Below are 16416 nucleotides of genomic sequence, written 5' to 3' on the forward strand. Positions count from 1 at the left end.
TCGGCTGGTTATGTCAATAAATAGCCGTAGCGACTGTATCTTAGCTTGTCTATCACCTGTTGCCTGTCCTGATTCGTGTCTGCCTGTTTCCGCCTTTTGCTTGTGTTGCTGCTGAGTACTGCCGCGCCGCTTGTTGCCACGGCCGGCGGCGTGGTGGTGCAGCAGGTAACGGCCGCCGAATACCAGCAGGCCCGCAAGGCGGCGCGGCCGGGCCGCACGGTTGTCACGTTTCCGGTGCGCAAGCAGGGCCGCCGCCTCAGCATTCCGACCAGCACCGGGCCCGTCGTGTTGCAGGATATGATTGTTGGCGAAGCGGAGGTAAACCAGGGCCACTCCGAAGGTGAAACCACCATTTACACTTACCACGGCTACCTATCGCACTTCAAGCGGCACCTAGTGGAGGCTGCCTACTACGAAACCACCCAGTGGCTGCTCATCGGGCCCGACGGCCGCCGCCTCACGCTGTGGGGCAAGCCCTTATATGCCCCCGACCAGAACCGCCTCGTCAGTATCTGCCAGGGGCTTGAGTACAGTGGTGGCCAGCCGAATATTGTGCAGCTGTTTCAGCTTAAAAACGGGGTGCTGCAGTCCACCTGGGAACTTCGGCCCACTGCCTGGGAGCCGGAAGAAATTTTCTGGGCCTCGCCCACGCTGCTTTACCTCAAGCGGGCAAACTACTCGGCCACCGGCCAGGAGCTTCCCGCCAGCCGCCGCTACAGCTACTGTAAGCTGCTTATTGAGTAGAGAGCCTGCGCGATGAAGAGCTTGTTTTTTCGTACAGAAACTCAGCTTTCGTAGAACTCTACTGGCAGCCCATCGGGGTCCTGAACAAAAGTGAAGCGGCGGCCCGTAAACTCATCGGTGCGGATGGGCTCCGAAGCCACCGCGTGCTGCATGAGCCAGACCACGGCGGCATCCAGGTCGGAGACGGCGAAAGCCAGGTGGCGCAGGCCGGCGGCTTCGGGATGCGTGGGGCGCGGTGGTGGGCCAGGGAAAGAAAACAGCTCGATGACGTAGTGCCCGTGCAGCGCCAGGTCCAGCTTATAGGAGTCTCGCTCGGCACGGTACACTTCCCGGATAATGCCTAGGCCGAGCACTTCGGTGTAGAAGTGTTTCGACACGGTGTAGTTGGAGGCAATGATGGCAATGTGGTGAACGTGCAGCAGCGGAAGCATAGGCGGCGGAAAGAAACAAACCCCGACGAAGGGCCGGGCAAAGCAACGAAATTTAGCTTATCCGCTTTTCGTCGCCGGCCGGAATCCACTGGTCGTCCTGGCACACCGGGCACTGGGCTACGCCGCCTTTGGGCAGCTCCTGCACCTGGCCGCAGGTGCAGCAGGCATAGTGGTCGGCTTCCGGCACGCGGCGGTGCAGCTGCTCCAGCCGCTCGGGCCAGATAGGCAAGCCGGGGCGCACGTCCTCATCAGAAAAAAAGTAGATGCTGATGTCGCCGGTGGCTTCGATGTAGGCCCGGCGCACCTGGCCCAGGTGCTCTACCTGCATCTGGCGCAACTCCCCAAACAGTTCTTTCTGGGTCAGGTTCTGCTGTCGAAACTGCTCAATACAAATCCGACCGTCCTCGACCAGCAGCACGGGCTTGCCTTCGAGCCAGTCGGAGAACTTGGGGAATTTCTCGGTAAGCCAGTTGAAAAGCAGATACATGCCCGATACCACCGCAAACACCACGGCCGCGTGCAGCAGCGGCGTATCGTCGTAGAGCATGGCGTCGCCGGCGGCCGAGCCCAGGGCCAAAATGATGCTCAGCTCGAAGATGGACAGCTGCCGAACCCCGCGCCGGCCCGTTACGCGCAGGGCCCCAATAATCATCAGATAGGTAACGACGCAGCGCAGGGCCACTTCCAGCAGAAACAGGGGCGGAGCGTCTTCCGAAAACAGCACGCGCTGCCAGTCGAAGGGTTGAATATCAGCAGCAAGCAGCATAGGCCGGGGTATAGTTGCTGTTGCTAACGCAGTTTGGGGCGCTAGTGTTCAGCTTATTGGCCGCAGCACGATGCCGCAGTTGAAGGCATGCTGCTTTACGTAGTTTTATTAGATTTCCTGTATATCAAAGCCTTATAGAAGATGGTCGTCCGCTTTGTTTTGCCCGCCGAGCCGCTGCGCCCTTTTGTGCAGTACTATTTTCTGCTGCACACCCGCCACGACCAACGGCAGCTGCACCGGGCCGTGAAACCCATGCCGCCTGCCCCGCAGCAGTGCCTGTACTTTTACCCGCGGGATGCCATGCGCATGTTTCATTACGGCGAGAATCGGGACCTGCTGTTGCCACGCAGCATTGTGGTGGGGCCGCAGGTGTCGCGCATCGACCTGCATTTTGCCCCCGACCACCTCGTGGTGTGCGCGGCGTTCTGGCCGGGCGGGCTGCACCGGCTGCTGGGCGTGCCGGTAAAGGAACTGCTCGACTTTTCGGTGGAAGCCCGCGCGTTGCTGGGGCCCGCTGTGGCGGAAGTGGAAGACCGACTGGCCGAAACCACCAGCTACTCCACGATGCTGGAACTACTAGAAAACTACTTGCTGCGGGCTCTGCGGCGGGTGCAGCGGCCCATGCGGCCCGTTGACCGGCTGCTGCCGCTGCTGCTGTCGGCGGGTCGCGCCTCCGATTCGCTCGACGCGCTGGCCGCCGATGCCTGCCTGAGTGCCCGGCAGTTTGAACGGCATTTTTTCGAGCGAGTCGGCCTGGCGCCCAAGCTCTACGCCCGCATCGTGCGCTTCGACCAGGCTTTTCGGCTGAAAGAACAGCACCCCGAGCTCGACTGGCTGAGCGTGGCCGTGCGCTGTGGCTACTACGATTACCGGCATCTGGTGCGCGACTTCAAGGAGTTTGCCGGCGTGACGCCACCCGTGCTGCTGGCGGCTGAAACGGCCTACGCTGCTTTAGCCCGCCCGTGAAGCGTATCCGGCTTATTATGTCGGTTTTTTACTACCAGGAGCGGGGCCCGGCAGGGTAGGTTTGCCCTATCACCAACCTCCTTTCTCCGCTATGAAAAAGCTCTTGCTCTTCAGCCTGGCCGGCCTGCTGGCCTCCCAGCTTAGTGTGGCCCAAACCACAGCCGCCCCGCCCTTGCCCGCGGCTGATGAGGCCGCCGTGCGCACCCTCGTAAGCCGTATGATGACCAATTGGAACGCTCACCAGTTCGCCGATATGGCCACCTACACCACCGACGACGTGAGCTGGGTAAACATTGTGGGTATGTGGTGGCAGGGCCGCCCGCAGGTGCAGCAGGCTCACCAGGCCATTTTCGACGCAATTTTCAAAGGTGTTACATTCAAGCCCGGAGCCCTCACCCTGCGCGCCATCACGCCGGATGTGGTAGTGGCCAACCAGTACTGCAGCGTGGGGGCCTACTACCCGCCCGACGGCGTGAACCGGGGCACCAACAAAATGGGCGACGACCAGGACTTAGTAACGCTGGTACTGGTGAAACGCCAAGGCAAGTGGCTGCTGACGGCCGGTCATAATACTGTGGTAGACGCGCGGGCGGCGGCTAATAACCCCGTGAAAATGGCGGCTAAGTAAGTAGCGCCAATAGGTGAAGTCCGGTGTTGGCCGGGTTTTAATAAACAGTAAAAAGCCCGGCCGCAGATAGTTGCGGCCGGGCTTTTTACTCGTCGAAAGAACAAGTCAGAACTTAGTCTTTCGGCTTGATTTTAGTCTTTTTGCGTTTGTCCTTCACCTTTGCATCATTGGGGATGGTTGACGCCGGTGGGCTCTGTACTACCGTGGTGGTAGTGGCCGGGTCTACCGTCGTGGTCGTCGACTCGACGGTGGTAGTGGCAGGAGCGGCCATAACGGGTGCAGCAGCCGGCGTGGCGGGGGTAGCCGGGGTAGCAGGCGTCACGGTGGTTTGCTTCGTGGTGGTAGTCGTGCTCGACTGAGCCTGGGCCGAATATGCACCCGTGGCGAACAAGGCGGCGAAAACAAGGAGCTTCTTCATGGGAGCAATAGTTTCGTTGAACCATAAGCGGGCTTGGTGGGAAAGCCGCTTTCGAGTTGCCTCTAACGAAGCTCAACGGAAAAGGGTTGCTTGGGTGGCTGCCTCCGGTAATGCGGGCATCTTCCGGCGGCCGGAGTGCGTACGCCAAAGTCGCGTTTTGCGCCGCTTGCCTCACAAAACGGCCCCGAGCCGGTTTACCTGCCTGCACCCCTGACCTTCCCCACTCATGCGTACCATCAAGAAAATCCACCGCGCCGCCTACTCGCCCATTGCCGACCTGATAACCTATTCGCCGCTGCCCTCACGCACCCTGGAGCAGGTCGACCCGTTCCTGTTTCTAAACCACCACGGCCCCCAAACCTACAAGCCCCGCAACAATGGCCTGCCCTTTGGCCCGCACCCGCACCGGGGCATGGAAACCGTCACCTTTATTCTAGAGGGCGACATTATGCACAAGGACAGCGGCGGCCACGAAAGCGTAATTACCGCTGGCGGCGTGCAGTGGATGACGGCCGGCCGGGGCCTGATTCACGCTGAGGTGTCGTCCTCGGAGTTCAAGCAGCACGGCGGCGACCTGGAGATTCTGCAGCTCTGGCTGAACTTGCCGGCCCGCCTCAAAATGACCGAGCCGCGTTACATCGGTTTGCAGAAGCAGGATATTCCCAGCCTCTCGCTCGACGAAGGCCGCGTCATGGTCAACCTGATTGCCGGGGAGTGGGACGGCCATAAGCCTGCTTTCGAAACCCTGTCGGAGGTATACCTGAATACGATTTTCTTCCAGCCCGGCGGCGCCCTTACCATCGACGTGCCGGCGGCCCACAACATCTTTTTCTACATCATCCGCGGCCAGCTTACCGTCAATGGCCAGGCCGTGGAGGCTCTGAATCTGGTGGAGTTCAACAACGACGGCACCGCGCTGCGCATCGAGGCCGGCCCCGACAGCGTGCTGCTCTTCGGCCATGCCCAGCCCTTCGACGAGCCCGTGGTAGCTCAGGGCCCCTTCGTGATGAATACGGAAGAGGAGATTCACCAGGCCTACGACGACTACCGCCGCGGCAAGTTCGGCCAGTGGCAGAACTAGGGGTAATGTGCTGATGTGCGAATGCCCAACGTGTTCTTGCAAGGCGCAGCCGTGGCAATCCGTCCTCTGCGCAGGTCGTCCCGTCCTTTTACCACAAAGCCCTTTCCTACCGCGGCAGGAAAGGGCTTTTGCTTGCAACGCGCAGTTCCACTTTGCGAGACATTAAACGATTGGCGTTGCTGCGGCGCGGACAACTTGCGCAGCGGAACGTCGCGTTACAGCATGAGCTTTTCATATTAAGAAAGCTCGGCACACTTCAGCTGATGGATTGCCGCACTTTGCTCACATTGACACGCTGCACAACCTCACCACTTCACTATTTCACCAACTCATACACCACGTACCCGTGTGGCGGCAAAGCTAGCTTCGTATCGGCATCCAACCGCTGCATTTTGCCGGTGAAGATTTCTCGGTAGCCGCCTTCTAGCACACCGGCCAGCTGCAGTGGCCGGGGCTTGGCGGCTACGTTCACGGCTACCAGCACAGCGGCTTCACCCTTGCGGCGCATAAAGGCATACACGTTGGCCGAATCGGTGGGGGCCAGGGTTTGCAGTTGGCTGCACGGGTCGCCGTTGAGCAGGGCCGGGTGCTGTCTTTTGAGGGTGAGTAGCTTGGTGTAAAAGTCTTCCAGCGGGTAGCTATTCCACTCAATTGTGTCTTTGTCGAAGAAGGCGAGGCGCTTTTTCAGGGCCGCTTCCTGGCCGGTATACACCATCGGCATGCCAGGCAGCATAGCAGCCAATACGGCCATCGGGCGCACGTTAGGGCCCAGGCGCTCATACTCGCTGCCGTCCCAGCTGTTGATGTCGTGGCTGGTGGTGAAGTTCATCAAATACACGCTTGGCGGGTACATGCGCCGCTCCCGGGCCAGGTAGGCGTTGATGTCGTGGGCGGGGCGCTGGTGGCGGGCCACGCTGTCGAGCACGTCGTGCAGGCGCAGGCCGTAGGTCATGTCGAAGGCTTTTTCCAGCAGGTGGGTGTTGGGGTCAAACTCGCCGGGCCTCAGGAACGTGGGCGGAAACAGCTCGTCCCACTCGGCCAGCATAAATACCGGCTTGATCTTCTCCAGCGCGGCGCGGGTTTCCTCCCAGAACGGCGTGGGCACCAAGCCGGCCACGTCGCAGCGGAAGCCGTCGAGGTCAGCTTCGCGCACCCAGTAGGCCATGCTTTCCCGCATGTAGTGCTGCAATTCGGGCTTGCTATAGTCGAGGTCGATGACGTCCTGCCAATCGGCTACCGGCGGCCGGAAGCCACCTTGCTCGTTTTTGGTAAACCAGTCGGGGTGCTCTTTGGCCAGCTTACTATCCCAGCTGCTGTGGTTGGCCACCCAATCCAGAATAACGTGCATCCCCAGCTTATGCGCCTCGGCTACCAAGTGCTGAAAGTCGGCCAGGGTGCCCATGTCGGGGTTTACGGCGCGGTAGTCCCGGATGGAGTAGGCGCTGCCCAGCTTGCCCTTGCGGTTTTGCTTTCCGATCGGCTGAATGGGCATAATCCAGAGGATTCCCACGCCCATCTTCTGCAAACGCGGCAGCTGCGCCTCGAAAGCTTTAAAGGTGCCCTCGGGGGTGTATTGTCGGATGTTAACCTCGTAGATGCTGGCGTTGGCGGCCCACGCCGGGTGCTTCACGGAGTAGGCGGCCGGAATAGCGGCGCAGGGAGGGGCAGCCTTTTCGGTAGAACCGGAAGTGCAGCCGGCGGCCAGCAGGCCCAGGCTCAGCAGGGCGGGAAGAGTGCGGTGGAGCATACCGGCAAGTAACGTTTTTCACCCGAAACCCGGCGGGAATTGACCGATGTAGAGCCGCAACCTTACGTCTCCTCAGTTGACGATTGGTCGAACGGCGCCGCCGGAGAGCCGCAAATATGCGGCTCTACATCGTACTGCCGACCTCAGGAATGGTAAGCCGAGCCGGAGTTTGTTGAGGTGTGCCGGGTGGCAGTGGGATTGTAGCGCACCCCGCCGAACAGATACAGCATAATGGCCCGCGAATACCGAAATACCAGCGGCATAAGCAGAATGCTGGCTACGGCTACCGTCAGCACATACACCCACACGGCCGGGTCGCCGAGCAGGTAGTAGCACAGCACCCCACTGATGGCGAAAATGGCTACCGAGAAGCCGTAGCTCACAAACATGGCGCCCCAGTAGAAGCCCGGCTCGGGCTCGTAGGCCTGCCCGCACACGGGGCAGTTGTCGGGCATGCGGGCAAACTTAGTGCTCAGGGCCGGGTACGTAAATAACGGCCCTTCGTGGCAGCGCGGGCAGCGCAGGGCCAAAAAGGCCAGGGCAGATGATTCTATTTTAGGCATGACAAACGCACGTTGGTTTTGGAGAAAAGCTCGCCTTTTTTCCTACGCACAGAATGGGTGGCTGGCCGTCTGGTAAGTCAGTTTTAACCATGCAGGCCAACAAAAAAGGAGTTGACTCACCGCTGAGTCAACTCCTGTTGTCCGTAGAATAGCCGCCAGGCTAGGCGCTGGCTTCATTCAGCTGCGTCAGGTCGTCGGGGCTGAGTTGCAGCTCGGTGGCCTGCAACAGTTCGGTTACCTGCTCGGGGCTGGTGGCGCTGGCAATGGGGGCCGTCAGGCCGGGCTGGGCCAGTATCCAGGCCAGGGCCACCTGGGCGGGCGTGGCCTGATGGCGGGCCGCCACCGCGTCGAGGCCGGCCAGTATGCGCAGGCCTTTGTCGTTGAGGTATTTCTGGCCTACGCCACCGCCCCGGGCGCTTTTCTTCAGATCTGCTTCCGAGCGGTACTTGCCCGTGAGGAAGCCCGCGGCCAGTCCGTAGTAGGGAATTACGCCAATATGCTGCTCTTGTACCAGCGGCAGCAGGTTTTGCTCAAAGTCGGCGCGGTCGTAGAGGTTGTAGAGCGGCTGCAGGGTTTCATAGCGCGGCAGGCCGTGCCGTTCACTGGCCTGGAGCGACTCGCGCAGCCGCTCGGCCGTGAAGTTGCTGGCCCCGATAACGCGCACCTTGCCGGCTTGCACCAGTTGGGCGTAGGCTTCTAGGGTTTCTTCTACCGGCACTGTTGGGTCGTCTTTGTGCGACTGGTACAAGTCGATGTAATCAGTCTGGAGGCGCTTGAGCGAGCCTTCCACGGCCCGCAGAATGTAGTCTTTGGCCAGGCCCTTGTTCTGGGCATCCACTTCCCAGCCCACTTTGGTGGCAATAATGACGTCGTCGCGGCGGCCGCGCTGCTTCAGCCAGTGGCCGATGATGGTTTCCGACTCACCACCCACGTGGCCGGGCACCCATACCGAATAGCCGTCGGCGGTATCAATGGCATTGCCGCCGCCGGCCACGAAAGCGTCCAGGATGCGGAAGGAAGTGGCTTGGTCGGCAGTCCAGCCGAAAACGTTGCCGCCGAGCACGAGCGGCGTAATGTGCAGGTCGGAGCGGCCTAAAGTGCGTTGGGAAGCCATAGAGCAGGAAAGTTAAGAGTTGAGGTATCAGCCAGGAGCGGCCTACAGCGGCAGCGGCGTAGTACTACTGCTGTATTTTTAAATTGTTTCTCAGGAGCTGCTCGTAGGGGCGTAACGCATTTATTATCAGTGGTAAAAATAGGAATCTGGCCTGGGGCTGATCCTGCGGGAAGCCCAAATTAATGCCATTTGCGCCACTCGAATGGCATTTTTCCGTACAGTTTATCCGGACTGTCCCGCCTTTGCGCGCCTTCTCATGACAAAACGTGTGCTTCTGTTGCCCGCCCTGCTGCTTTTACTTGGCTCTACGCCGGTAGCGGCCCAGTCATCGGTTAAAAGCCGGAAAGCGGCAGCCCCGCCCGCCAAAACCTATTACCTGGTGCTGCTGAAAAATGCCGTTAAACAGCAGCAAGACGTGGAAACCGTAGCCACCATCCGGGCCGGACACGCGGCGCATCTGCAGCAGCTCACCAAGGAAGGCCGCCTCAGGCTGGCCGGCCGCTGCCCCGGCGCCAACAGTGCCCTCGGCGGCATGTACATCCTCAGCGCCGACAGCTACGAGCAGGCCCGGCAGCTCACCGCCGCCGACCCCGCCGTGCAGGCCGGCAGCCTCACGATGGAAATTTACCCCTGGGAAAAGCAGACCGTAGCGCGGCAGCCGTAGCCGGGCAGCGGTGAGAGTAGGGCCCGGGCCATTCTTTTCGCCCCAATCCGGGATTCGCCATCTTTGGGCACAGACCTTGCCACGGCGCTTCTTCTGTCACCGTACCCCAACCTTTAGCTTTTGCCCGATGCGCGTTCTGGCCCTCCTTTTTTTGTTACTCGTCGTCCGGCTCAGTGCCAGCGGCCAGGCCCTCACCGAGCGCGACTTCAAGAAACACTTCGACAGCTACGGCCTGCGGGGCTCGTTTCTACTCTACGATCAGAAAACCAACCACTTCACGGCCTACGACGTGGCCCGCTGCAGCCAGGGGTTTCTGCCCGGCGCCACCTTCGCCATTCCCAACATCCTCATTGGCCTCGAAACCGGCGTACTGGCCGATACCAGCCACGTATTCGTCTGGGACCGGGAGAAGCGGGAGAACGAAGCCTGGAACCGGAATTTGCGCCTGCGCCAGGCCCTGCGCACCGACTGCCAGCCGTGCATGCAGCAGATAGCCCAGGAAGTAGGTGTGCGCCGCTACCAGCAGCAGCTGCTCAAGCTCAAATTTGGCCAAATGGTGGTGACGCCCGAAGTGCTGCACACGTTCTGGCAGGGCGGAGTTTCGCGCATCTCCCAGTTTCAGATGGTGAACTTCCTGCGCTTGCTCTACGAGGAAAAGCTGCCCCCTGCCATTCAGCACCAGTCCCTGACCAAGTCGCTGTTTCTGCTCAAAGCCACGCCCCACTACAAGCTCTACGGCACCAGCGGCTACACCCAGCGCGCCAAGCTCACCAATGGCTGGTTTGTGGGCTGGCTCGAACAGGGCGGCAACGTGTACATGTTTGCCCTGAATGCCGAGCCCAAAGATGGTAAGCCCGCCGACGAAAAATTTATAGCCGGCCGCCAGGCCATTGCTGAGCTGATTCTGCAGGACCTGGCCCTGCTGCCCAACTAAGCCCCCTATGAAGGCGCGGGTGCGAGAGTGGCTGCGGCGCTACGGTCCGGCCGAAGTACTGTCGATTCTGGCCACGCTCAGTGCGGCCTGGCTCACCTTCCGACTGACTCGCAGCTACGCCGCCACGGCCCTGGCCGGCACCTGGGCCGGCAACGTGGCCTACTTCGGCTATATTCTGACCCTGGATATCTGGCAGACGCGCCGGCAGCGCCATGCGGCCGGCCTGGCCTACACCGGCCGCACGCTGCTGCGCAACCTGCGGGCGTTGGTCGTGGAATTCGGCCTGGCCGAGGTATTCGACAGCCTGCTGATTCGCCCGGCCCTGATGTATTACCTGCCCAGGGCCTTGGGCAGCCTGAGCGGCGGTATTCTGCTGGCGAAAATCCTGGCCGATATTACGTTCTACGTGCCCGCCATTATCAGCTACGAGCTGAGCAAAAAGCGCCTGCGCCGGTTTTGATGGTGCGGTAAGACCCGAAAGTAGAACGTCCTGCAGGGTGACAGACTGAAGCAGGCCACCTGCCTTGTTTACTCCCGCAGCAGCACCAGCCGCTGGTGCTGGCCGTGCATTTCGGCGGTATACACGCCGTTGGGCAACGACCGGCCTTGGGCATCGGTGCCGTTCCAGGCTACGGTGTGTAGGCCGGCACTTTGCAGTGGTTGCGGAAAGGTGCGTACTGTTTCACCCCGCGAGTTTCGGATCAGGAGCGGGTAGCTACCGGGCGTGTGCAGGGTATAGCGCAGCTCAGTGCCGGTGCTGAACTGCCGGCTGCCAGGCGCTTCCAGGGTCAGGACTTCGGGGGTGGCGGTGCTGGTAACGGTAGCATCAAGCTGAAGGCTCCGCACCAGGATAGTGACGTCCTTTTCACTCAACAGGCAGCGCAGACGCAGCATCTGGTGGGCAGGCTCGTATTGCCAGTCGGTGGCCGGTACGGTTTGCTCATCTATTATAACGGCCGTGGGGGCAGCCTTCACGCGCGGTATTTCCAGGTTAATAGTACGCCAGGCCGGGGCCGTGGGGTAACCATTGCCGCTTAGCCGAATCTGGATTTTCGCCAGCCCGGCCGTAAGCTTGCCGGTAAAGGAAATCAGGTCGAAAGTACCGCTCCGGATAGCTCCGGCCGACTTGCCATCGTCGTCATACAGCGTGAAGCTTGACTCGAGCACCGTCGGGTCGGCGTAGTAGCGCACGTTGAGCGTATCGGTGCGGTAGCGGGCCGTGGAGGTTACGTAAGGAGCCATTGGCAGGAAAGCACCGGCCCGCACCAGCAGCGGAACCCGGGCCAGCGGGGCAGGTAGGCCAATGGTCTGGTTGCCCTCGAAGGCCTGCTGAGAATAGAAGTCGAGCCAGCGGCCGGGGGGCAGCACCACGTTGCGCCGCCGCTGCCCGGGCTGCACCACTGGGGCCACCAGCAGGTTGGGCCCCAGCAGATACTGGTCGTTGACGTTGAGCAGGGCCGGCGAATTATTGGCCGCAAAAGCCTTGGCTTGCCGGTTCGCTAGCCGCTCGGCACCCCAGGCGGTGTAGGCCTTGGTGTTCCAGTTCCAGGTAGACACGAGCGGCAGGGCCGAGTCCCGATTTTGTGCTTCCTCTTCCGGGGAAAGCAAGGCCAGTACCGACTGGGGGTCAAGGCGGGTTTCGCCGTAGTTCATGGGCCGGGTCAGCGGGGTGCCGGTCTGAGCGTTTTCCCAGGCCAGGGTGTAGAGGTAGGGCAGCAGCTGGTAGCGCAGGCGGGCGTAGTCGCGCACGCTGTTCTGGTAAGGCTCGGGGTAGTGGTAGGGCTCCGGGGCCACCACGCCGTGGGGCCGGAATATCGGGCCCAAGCTGGCCAGCTGGAGCCAGCGCGTGTACAGCTCGGCATCCATGTTGGAGCCCGCGAAGCCGCCCGCGTCGGAGTGCATGTAGCCCACGCCGCCCAGACCCATGCTCAGCATAATGGGTACCTGCGCCTGCAACCCCGACCACGAGCGGCTTACATCCCCCGACCACGGAAATACGCTGTTGCGCTGCATGCCCGCCCAGCCCGAGCGCGCCAGGTTGAACAGCCGCTGCTGCGGGTACTGCTGCGCGTAGCCTTCCCGCAGGATGCTGGCCCAGGCCTGCCCGTAGGCGTTGTGAATGCGGCGGGTGGGGCCGCCGTCGTAGAGCATGTCGGCGGGCTGGTTTTCGGGCTCGCCCAGGTCGCTCCACCAGCCGCCCACGCCGTCCTGCTTCAGCCTATTGTACTGCTGCCAGAGCCACTGGCGGGTGGTGGGCCGGTCCATATCGAGCAGCGTGGCTGGCCCCGCCCAGAACGATTCGACGGTGTAGGGCTGGCCCTTGAAGTCGCGCCCCACCAGCTGTTGCGCCCGCACCAGCGAGTCGTTGCGGGAGGCGCGCATTACGTAAGGCTCCGAAATCAGGATGGTTTTGACGCCGGCCGAGTCGAGGCGGCGCATCATGCGCTTGGGGTCGGGAAACTGCCGGGGCTGCCAGCTAAAGTCGCCCTGCCGGGTGGTGCCGCCAAACCAGTAGAGGTCGAGCACCAGCGCATCGAGCGGGAAACCGGCCCGGCGCATGCGGCCGGCCACCTGGTACATTTCCTGCTCCGACTGGTAGCCGAAGCGGCTCTGAATGAGGCCCAGCCCCCAGCGCGGCGGCAGCGGCTGCTTGCCCGTGAGGGTAGTGTAGCGGTCCAGAATTTCGGCGTACGACTGGCCGGCCACAATGAAGTAGGCCAGGTTTTCCAGCCCTTCGCCCCGGTATTCGAGCGTGTTTTTTTCGGTAGCCCCCAAATCGAGCGTGCCGGGTGCGTGGTTGTCGAAAAACAGCATATAGCCCCGGCTGCTCATTACCGTGGGCAGGCTCACGTTCAGCGTGGCCTCGCCGTTCTGGTAGCCGTAGTGGGCCTCGTTGTAGAGCCTGAGCCGGCGGCCGCGCCTATCCAGGGGCAGGGCGCGGGAGCCGGTGCCGTAGAGGTGCTCATCGGGCGCGAGGCGAAACGAAACGCCCATGCCGCCCGGCGTTTCCTGGCCCGTCGCCAGCTCCTGAAATGGCCCGGCGGCTTCGGCAACCATTGTTTCGGGGCCGCGCTGGTAGCTGACGCGGAGCGGATTTTTCTGAATTACGATTTCGCCGGGACAAGCTGCCTGCCAGGTGATTTTCGTTGAAAATACCCGGATTCCGGCGCAGAAGTCCTTGCCGTATTGGGCCAGCGTAGCCGCGGGTGGTGGCCCGTCGCAGCCGGGGTTGCAGCTGAGCCGCTCTGGGGGCCACGGCTGCTTTTGCACCACACTCACCGACGGAATTTCGCCCACTGGCTGGCCCGCCGGGAAGTATTCTACCCGCACCACGCCCTCGGCCCAGGGCCGGATGCGCAGGGTGCCGCCGCTGGTGCTGTTGATGGTCAGAATACCTTTCTGGTACGAATGGCTGCGGTAGTTGCCAATGCCGCGCGTAGCGCCCGCCACCTCGTGCCGCGCAAACGGGTCTTGCGTAGGTGGGCCGCCGCTGGCGCGCTGGGCTCGGGTGGGCACGGCGGCAACGGACAGCCAAAGCAGGAGCAGGGCGCGGCAGAATCGGGGAAGCATAGCGGCAGAACGGAATGGGCCGCCAAGATAGGGCCCCGCCGCCAACTCCCGGCCCGCAACGACCCGCCCGCGCCACCCGTACAGCAAAGCTCAACCCCCAATTCCTACGACCATGGCCCTTTCCTCCGACAACCTCAACGACCACCTCTATTCGACCAACCTCGCCCTGGGCGACCTGTTCAACAATCACACCTTCGCCCACGACCCCAGTGGCCTGCTGCCCATTATCGACAGCTGGACCCCGCAACTGCAGAACTCCCACAGCGCCGTGCTGCATACCGCCGCCGCCGACCTGGGCCAGCTCAAAGGCTACGTCCAGAACGGCGACCGGGCCGGCCTGAGCGCCCTGCTCCAGCACCTGGGCGAGCAGGCTTCCAAAGCCGCCAGCAACACCCACGACCTGGCCGGCAACCACCTGCACAACGGCATCGGCGACCAGCTCCGCCACCTCGGCCAGCTTCTGATTATGGCCTCCGGCAACCTGAAAAGCTACATCGGCCCCCGAGTGTAAGTGAAGTTGTGAAATAGTGAATTTGTGCCCTTGCGAGGCGTAAGCCATTCCGCGTTTCAAGCGGCGTCAATGCGTCTTCTGAAATGTGCTGAGCCTTCTAATGTGAAAAGCCCTTTCCCGTACCAACGAGAAAGGGCTTTCTGGTAAAAGAGTGTACCGTACTGTGCGGAGGACGGATTGCTTCGTGCCTCGCAATGACACATTTCACAACTGCACCTTCCACAATTTCACCACTAATACCCCACCGCCGTATCGTCGCCGCGGGGGTCGGCGCCGCCTTCGAGACGGTTGTCGGGCAGGATGCGGATGGCATCGACGCGGCCCCACGCCCCGCGCGGGTTGATGCGGTAGCCACGCTGGCGCAGCGAGTCGGCCGCGGCGGGCGTTAGGGCATCTTGTTCGGCGTCAATCTGGTCGGGGAGCCACTGATGGTGCAGGCGCGGGGCGGCCACAGCCTGTTGCAGAGTCATATCGTAGTCGATGACGTGCAGAATGGTTTGCAATACGCTCGTAATAATGGTGCTGCCGCCGGGCGTGCCTACCACCATCTGCAGCTTGCCGTTACGGGTCAGAATGGCGGGCGTCATCGAGGACAGCATCCGCTTGCCGGGCCGGATGGCGTTGGCTGTGCCGCCCACTAGTCCGTAGGCATTGGGCACGCCGGCTTTGGCCGAGAAGTCGTCCATTTCATTATTGAGCAGAAACCCCGCCCCGGCCACTACCACCTTGCTGCCGTAGGCGCCGTTGAGCGTGGTCGTGCAGCTTACCGCGTTGCCTTGGGCATCCACGATGCTGTAGTGGGTGGTCTGGTCACTCTCGTAGGCCGGCAGGCCGGGGCCGGCCGTTACGCTGGCGCTGGGCGTGGCCCGGTGGGGCTGAATAGTGGTCATGCGCTGCGCGTTGTAGCTTTTGTCGAGCAGCTGCGTCACCGGCACCCGGCCAAAGTCCGGGTCGCCGAGGTAGGTGGCGCGGTCGGCGTACACGCGCCGCTGGGCCTCGGTAATAAGGTGGACGCCGGTAGGGGAGTGCCAGCCGGCTTTGCCCAGGTCGAAGGGCTCCAGCATCTGCAGCATCTGGAGCAAGGCCACCCCGCCGCTGCTGGGCGGCGGAAACGTGGTGATTTCGTAGCCCCGGTACTGCCCGTGCAGCGGTGCTCGCCACTTCGGCTCGTACTTCTTCAGATCCTGCTTCGTAACAAGGCCCTTACCGCGCTTCATCTCAGCCGTGAGCAGATCGGCGGTACGACCCTCATAAAACCCGGCCCGGCCCTGGTCCCGAATGCGGCTCAGGGTGGCGGCCAGCTCGGGGTAGCGGATGGTGTCGCCGGGTTGCCAGGTGCCGTTGCCGGGAGCCAGGTAGGCCAGCGGCTTGCCGGGGTTATATTTCACAAACACCGCCCGGGTGCTGTTCAGTCCCGCCGCTTCCTTGGCCGTGAGGGCTAGGCCGTGCGCGGCCAGATTTACGGCGGGCTGCACCAGTTCGGCCCAGGTGAGCTTGCCCAGCTTCTGGTGCAACGCCACCATACCGGCCACGGTACCGGGCACGCCCACGGCCAGGTGGCCCGCCGTGCTCAGGTTGGGCACCACGTTGCCCTGCTTGTCGAGGTACATATCCCGGGAAGCCGCGGCCGGGGCCGTTTCCCGAAAATCCAGCGCGCCTTCCTGCTTATCGGCACTACGGTAGAGCAGAAAGCCGCCCCCGCCGATGTTGCCGGCTACCGGTAACGCCACGGCCAGCGCAAACTGCACAGCCACGGCCGCATCGTAAGCGTTGCCGCCCTTGCGCAGAATGTCGAGCCCAATGCGCGAGGCCTCGGGGTGGGCCGACACCACCATGGCATTGGCTGCCGTAACGCCCAGCCCGGCAGCAGTGGTCGGTGAACCGGTAGCTGCCGCCGGGCTGGGCGTTACGGCAGGAGTAGTGACGGCCGAAGTAGGGGCCGTCGTGCGGGTGCAGGCAAGCAGCGCGGCCAGCGCCAGTAGGGAAAGGCGAGTATGCATCATGTGGTGAAGATAAGTGAAGCGGCCACGGCGGCGCACACGCGTAAGTGAAAATGCCTTCGTGGACCCGGGGTTGCCAACGGGGTGTAAACAGTTAAAAAAAATTTTGTTTACACCCAGGTCGGATGGTCTACCGGGGGTGTAAACAATTAAAAAAAAATTTGTTTACACCCCCACCGGCCGGCAACCTTCCCGCTGCGGGCCGGTGGGGCCGGTGGGGTGTGGAGAGTCCTCGGCTGGCTCGTGCATTGAAACCGGCCGTGCGTAGTGCTACCTTGC

The 16416-nt window shown here is 62.2% G+C and carries 16 protein-coding genes; 8 read left to right on the top strand and 8 right to left on the bottom strand.

Annotated features, from left to right (window positions below; genetic code table 11):
• Nucleotides 1–105 precede the first annotated feature (105 nt).
• A complete protein-coding gene (locus tag LGH74_RS06515) occupies nucleotides 106–744 on the top strand; it encodes a hypothetical protein (RefSeq protein ID WP_226173527.1) in 639 nt (212 codons plus the stop codon).
• 41 nt (nucleotides 745–785) lie between these two features.
• Here LGH74_RS06515 and gloA2 read toward each other — a convergent pair whose 3' ends face one another.
• Together gloA2 and LGH74_RS06525 are read right to left on the bottom strand one after the other, a co-directional pair.
• On the bottom strand, nucleotides 786–1175 hold the full coding sequence (gene gloA2 / locus LGH74_RS06520; RefSeq protein WP_226173529.1) for an SMU1112c/YaeR family gloxylase I-like metalloprotein: 390 nt from the start codon (nucleotides 1173–1175) through the stop codon (nucleotides 786–788).
• Nucleotides 1176–1227: 52 nt separating this feature from the next.
• A complete protein-coding gene (locus tag LGH74_RS06525) occupies nucleotides 1228–1941 on the bottom strand; it encodes a DUF421 domain-containing protein (RefSeq protein WP_226173530.1) in 714 nt (237 codons plus the stop codon).
• Nucleotides 1942–2082: 141 nt separating this feature from the next.
• Here LGH74_RS06525 and LGH74_RS06530 point away from each other — a divergent pair, with 141 nt between their 5' ends.
• A complete protein-coding gene (locus LGH74_RS06530) occupies nucleotides 2083–2907 on the top strand; it encodes a helix-turn-helix domain-containing protein (RefSeq protein ID WP_226173532.1) in 825 nt (274 codons plus the stop codon).
• A 91-nt stretch (nucleotides 2908–2998) separates the two neighbouring features.
• Nucleotides 2999–3535, top strand: coding sequence for an SgcJ/EcaC family oxidoreductase (locus LGH74_RS06535; RefSeq protein ID WP_226173539.1), 537 nt, complete (start codon nucleotides 2999–3001; stop codon nucleotides 3533–3535).
• A gap of 112 nt (nucleotides 3536–3647) precedes the next feature.
• On the opposite strand, the gene LGH74_RS06540 is transcribed toward LGH74_RS06535, so the two are convergent.
• A complete protein-coding gene (locus tag LGH74_RS06540; RefSeq protein WP_226173540.1) occupies nucleotides 3648–3953 on the bottom strand; it encodes a hypothetical protein in 306 nt (101 codons plus the stop codon).
• Between the two features lie 226 nt (nucleotides 3954–4179).
• Between LGH74_RS06540 and LGH74_RS06545 the strand changes: the two genes are divergently transcribed.
• Complete coding sequence (locus LGH74_RS06545; protein WP_226173541.1) at nucleotides 4180–5034, top strand: pirin family protein; 855 nt, start codon at nucleotides 4180–4182, stop codon at nucleotides 5032–5034.
• Between the two features lie 316 nt (nucleotides 5035–5350).
• On the opposite strand, the gene LGH74_RS06550 is transcribed toward LGH74_RS06545, so the two are convergent.
• The 3 genes from LGH74_RS06550 to LGH74_RS06560 form a co-directional block, all read right to left on the bottom strand.
• On the bottom strand, nucleotides 5351–6781 hold the full coding sequence (locus tag LGH74_RS06550) for an alpha-amylase family glycosyl hydrolase (protein WP_226173542.1): 1431 nt from the start codon (nucleotides 6779–6781) through the stop codon (nucleotides 5351–5353).
• Between the two features lie 143 nt (nucleotides 6782–6924).
• The gene (locus tag LGH74_RS06555) at nucleotides 6925–7344 is read right to left on the bottom strand and encodes a DUF983 domain-containing protein (protein ID WP_226173544.1); all 420 of its coding nucleotides are present in this window, start codon (nucleotides 7342–7344) and stop codon (nucleotides 6925–6927) included.
• A 160-nt stretch (nucleotides 7345–7504) separates the two neighbouring features.
• Entirely contained in the window at nucleotides 7505–8458 is a 954-nt protein-coding gene (locus tag LGH74_RS06560; protein WP_226173546.1) for an aldo/keto reductase, read from the bottom strand.
• 256 nt (nucleotides 8459–8714) lie between these two features.
• Between LGH74_RS06560 and LGH74_RS06565 the strand changes: the two genes are divergently transcribed.
• From LGH74_RS06565 to LGH74_RS06575, 3 genes are all read left to right on the top strand, one after another.
• On the top strand, nucleotides 8715–9122 hold the full coding sequence (locus tag LGH74_RS06565) for a YciI family protein (RefSeq protein ID WP_226173548.1): 408 nt from the start codon (nucleotides 8715–8717) through the stop codon (nucleotides 9120–9122).
• Nucleotides 9123–9249: 127 nt separating this feature from the next.
• Nucleotides 9250–10056, top strand: a complete 807-nt coding sequence (locus LGH74_RS06570; protein ID WP_226173550.1) for a penicillin-binding transpeptidase domain-containing protein — start codon at nucleotides 9250–9252, stop codon at nucleotides 10054–10056.
• Between the two features lie 7 nt (nucleotides 10057–10063).
• On the top strand, nucleotides 10064–10516 hold the full coding sequence (locus LGH74_RS06575) for a hypothetical protein (protein ID WP_226173552.1): 453 nt from the start codon (nucleotides 10064–10066) through the stop codon (nucleotides 10514–10516).
• 68 nt (nucleotides 10517–10584) lie between these two features.
• On the opposite strand, the gene LGH74_RS06580 is transcribed toward LGH74_RS06575, so the two are convergent.
• The gene (locus LGH74_RS06580; protein ID WP_226173554.1) at nucleotides 10585–13626 is read right to left on the bottom strand and encodes a TIM-barrel domain-containing protein; all 3042 of its coding nucleotides are present in this window, start codon (nucleotides 13624–13626) and stop codon (nucleotides 10585–10587) included.
• Between the two features lie 112 nt (nucleotides 13627–13738).
• On the opposite strand from LGH74_RS06580, the gene LGH74_RS06585 reads away from it, so the two are divergent.
• A complete protein-coding gene (locus LGH74_RS06585) occupies nucleotides 13739–14137 on the top strand; it encodes a hypothetical protein (RefSeq protein WP_226173556.1) in 399 nt (132 codons plus the stop codon).
• 233 nt (nucleotides 14138–14370) lie between these two features.
• Here the strand turns inward: LGH74_RS06585 and ggt are convergent, their stop codons facing one another.
• Nucleotides 14371–16137, bottom strand: coding sequence for a gamma-glutamyltransferase (ggt, locus tag LGH74_RS06590; RefSeq protein WP_431357443.1), 1767 nt, complete (start codon nucleotides 16135–16137; stop codon nucleotides 14371–14373).
• Nucleotides 16138–16416 lie beyond the last annotated feature (279 nt).

It is taken from the genome of Hymenobacter lucidus (genome assembly GCF_020447265.1).
Taxonomy (GTDB): Bacteria; Bacteroidota; Bacteroidia; order Cytophagales; family Hymenobacteraceae; genus Hymenobacter; species Hymenobacter lucidus.

Excerpts from the sequence above, each read along its gene's own strand:
- ggt (WP_431357443.1), bottom strand. The coding sequence starts at position 16,137 with ATGCATACTCGCCTTTCCCTACTGGCGCTGGCCGCGCTGCTTGCCTGC.
- gloA2 (WP_226173529.1), bottom strand. The coding sequence starts at position 1,175 with ATGCTTCCGCTGCTGCACGTTCACCACATTGCCATCATTGCCTCCAAC.
- LGH74_RS06570 (WP_226173550.1), top strand. The coding sequence starts at position 9,250 with ATGCGCGTTCTGGCCCTCCTTTTTTTGTTACTCGTCGTCCGGCTCAGT.
- LGH74_RS06525 (WP_226173530.1), bottom strand. The coding sequence starts at position 1,941 with ATGCTGCTTGCTGCTGATATTCAACCCTTCGACTGGCAGCGCGTGCTG.
- LGH74_RS06545 (WP_226173541.1), top strand. The coding sequence starts at position 4,180 with ATGCGTACCATCAAGAAAATCCACCGCGCCGCCTACTCGCCCATTGCC.
- LGH74_RS06580 (WP_226173554.1), bottom strand. The coding sequence starts at position 13,626 with ATGCTTCCCCGATTCTGCCGCGCCCTGCTCCTGCTTTGGCTGTCCGTT.
- LGH74_RS06565 (WP_226173548.1), top strand. The coding sequence starts at position 8,715 with ATGACAAAACGTGTGCTTCTGTTGCCCGCCCTGCTGCTTTTACTTGGC.
- LGH74_RS06530 (WP_226173532.1), top strand. The coding sequence starts at position 2,083 with ATGGTCGTCCGCTTTGTTTTGCCCGCCGAGCCGCTGCGCCCTTTTGTG.
- LGH74_RS06585 (WP_226173556.1), top strand. The coding sequence starts at position 13,739 with ATGGCCCTTTCCTCCGACAACCTCAACGACCACCTCTATTCGACCAAC.
- LGH74_RS06575 (WP_226173552.1), top strand. The coding sequence starts at position 10,064 with ATGAAGGCGCGGGTGCGAGAGTGGCTGCGGCGCTACGGTCCGGCCGAA.
- LGH74_RS06560 (WP_226173546.1), bottom strand. The coding sequence starts at position 8,458 with ATGGCTTCCCAACGCACTTTAGGCCGCTCCGACCTGCACATTACGCCG.
- LGH74_RS06535 (WP_226173539.1), top strand. The coding sequence starts at position 2,999 with ATGAAAAAGCTCTTGCTCTTCAGCCTGGCCGGCCTGCTGGCCTCCCAG.
- LGH74_RS06550 (WP_226173542.1), bottom strand. The coding sequence starts at position 6,781 with ATGCTCCACCGCACTCTTCCCGCCCTGCTGAGCCTGGGCCTGCTGGCC.
- LGH74_RS06540 (WP_226173540.1), bottom strand. The coding sequence starts at position 3,953 with ATGAAGAAGCTCCTTGTTTTCGCCGCCTTGTTCGCCACGGGTGCATAT.
- LGH74_RS06555 (WP_226173544.1), bottom strand. The coding sequence starts at position 7,344 with ATGCCTAAAATAGAATCATCTGCCCTGGCCTTTTTGGCCCTGCGCTGC.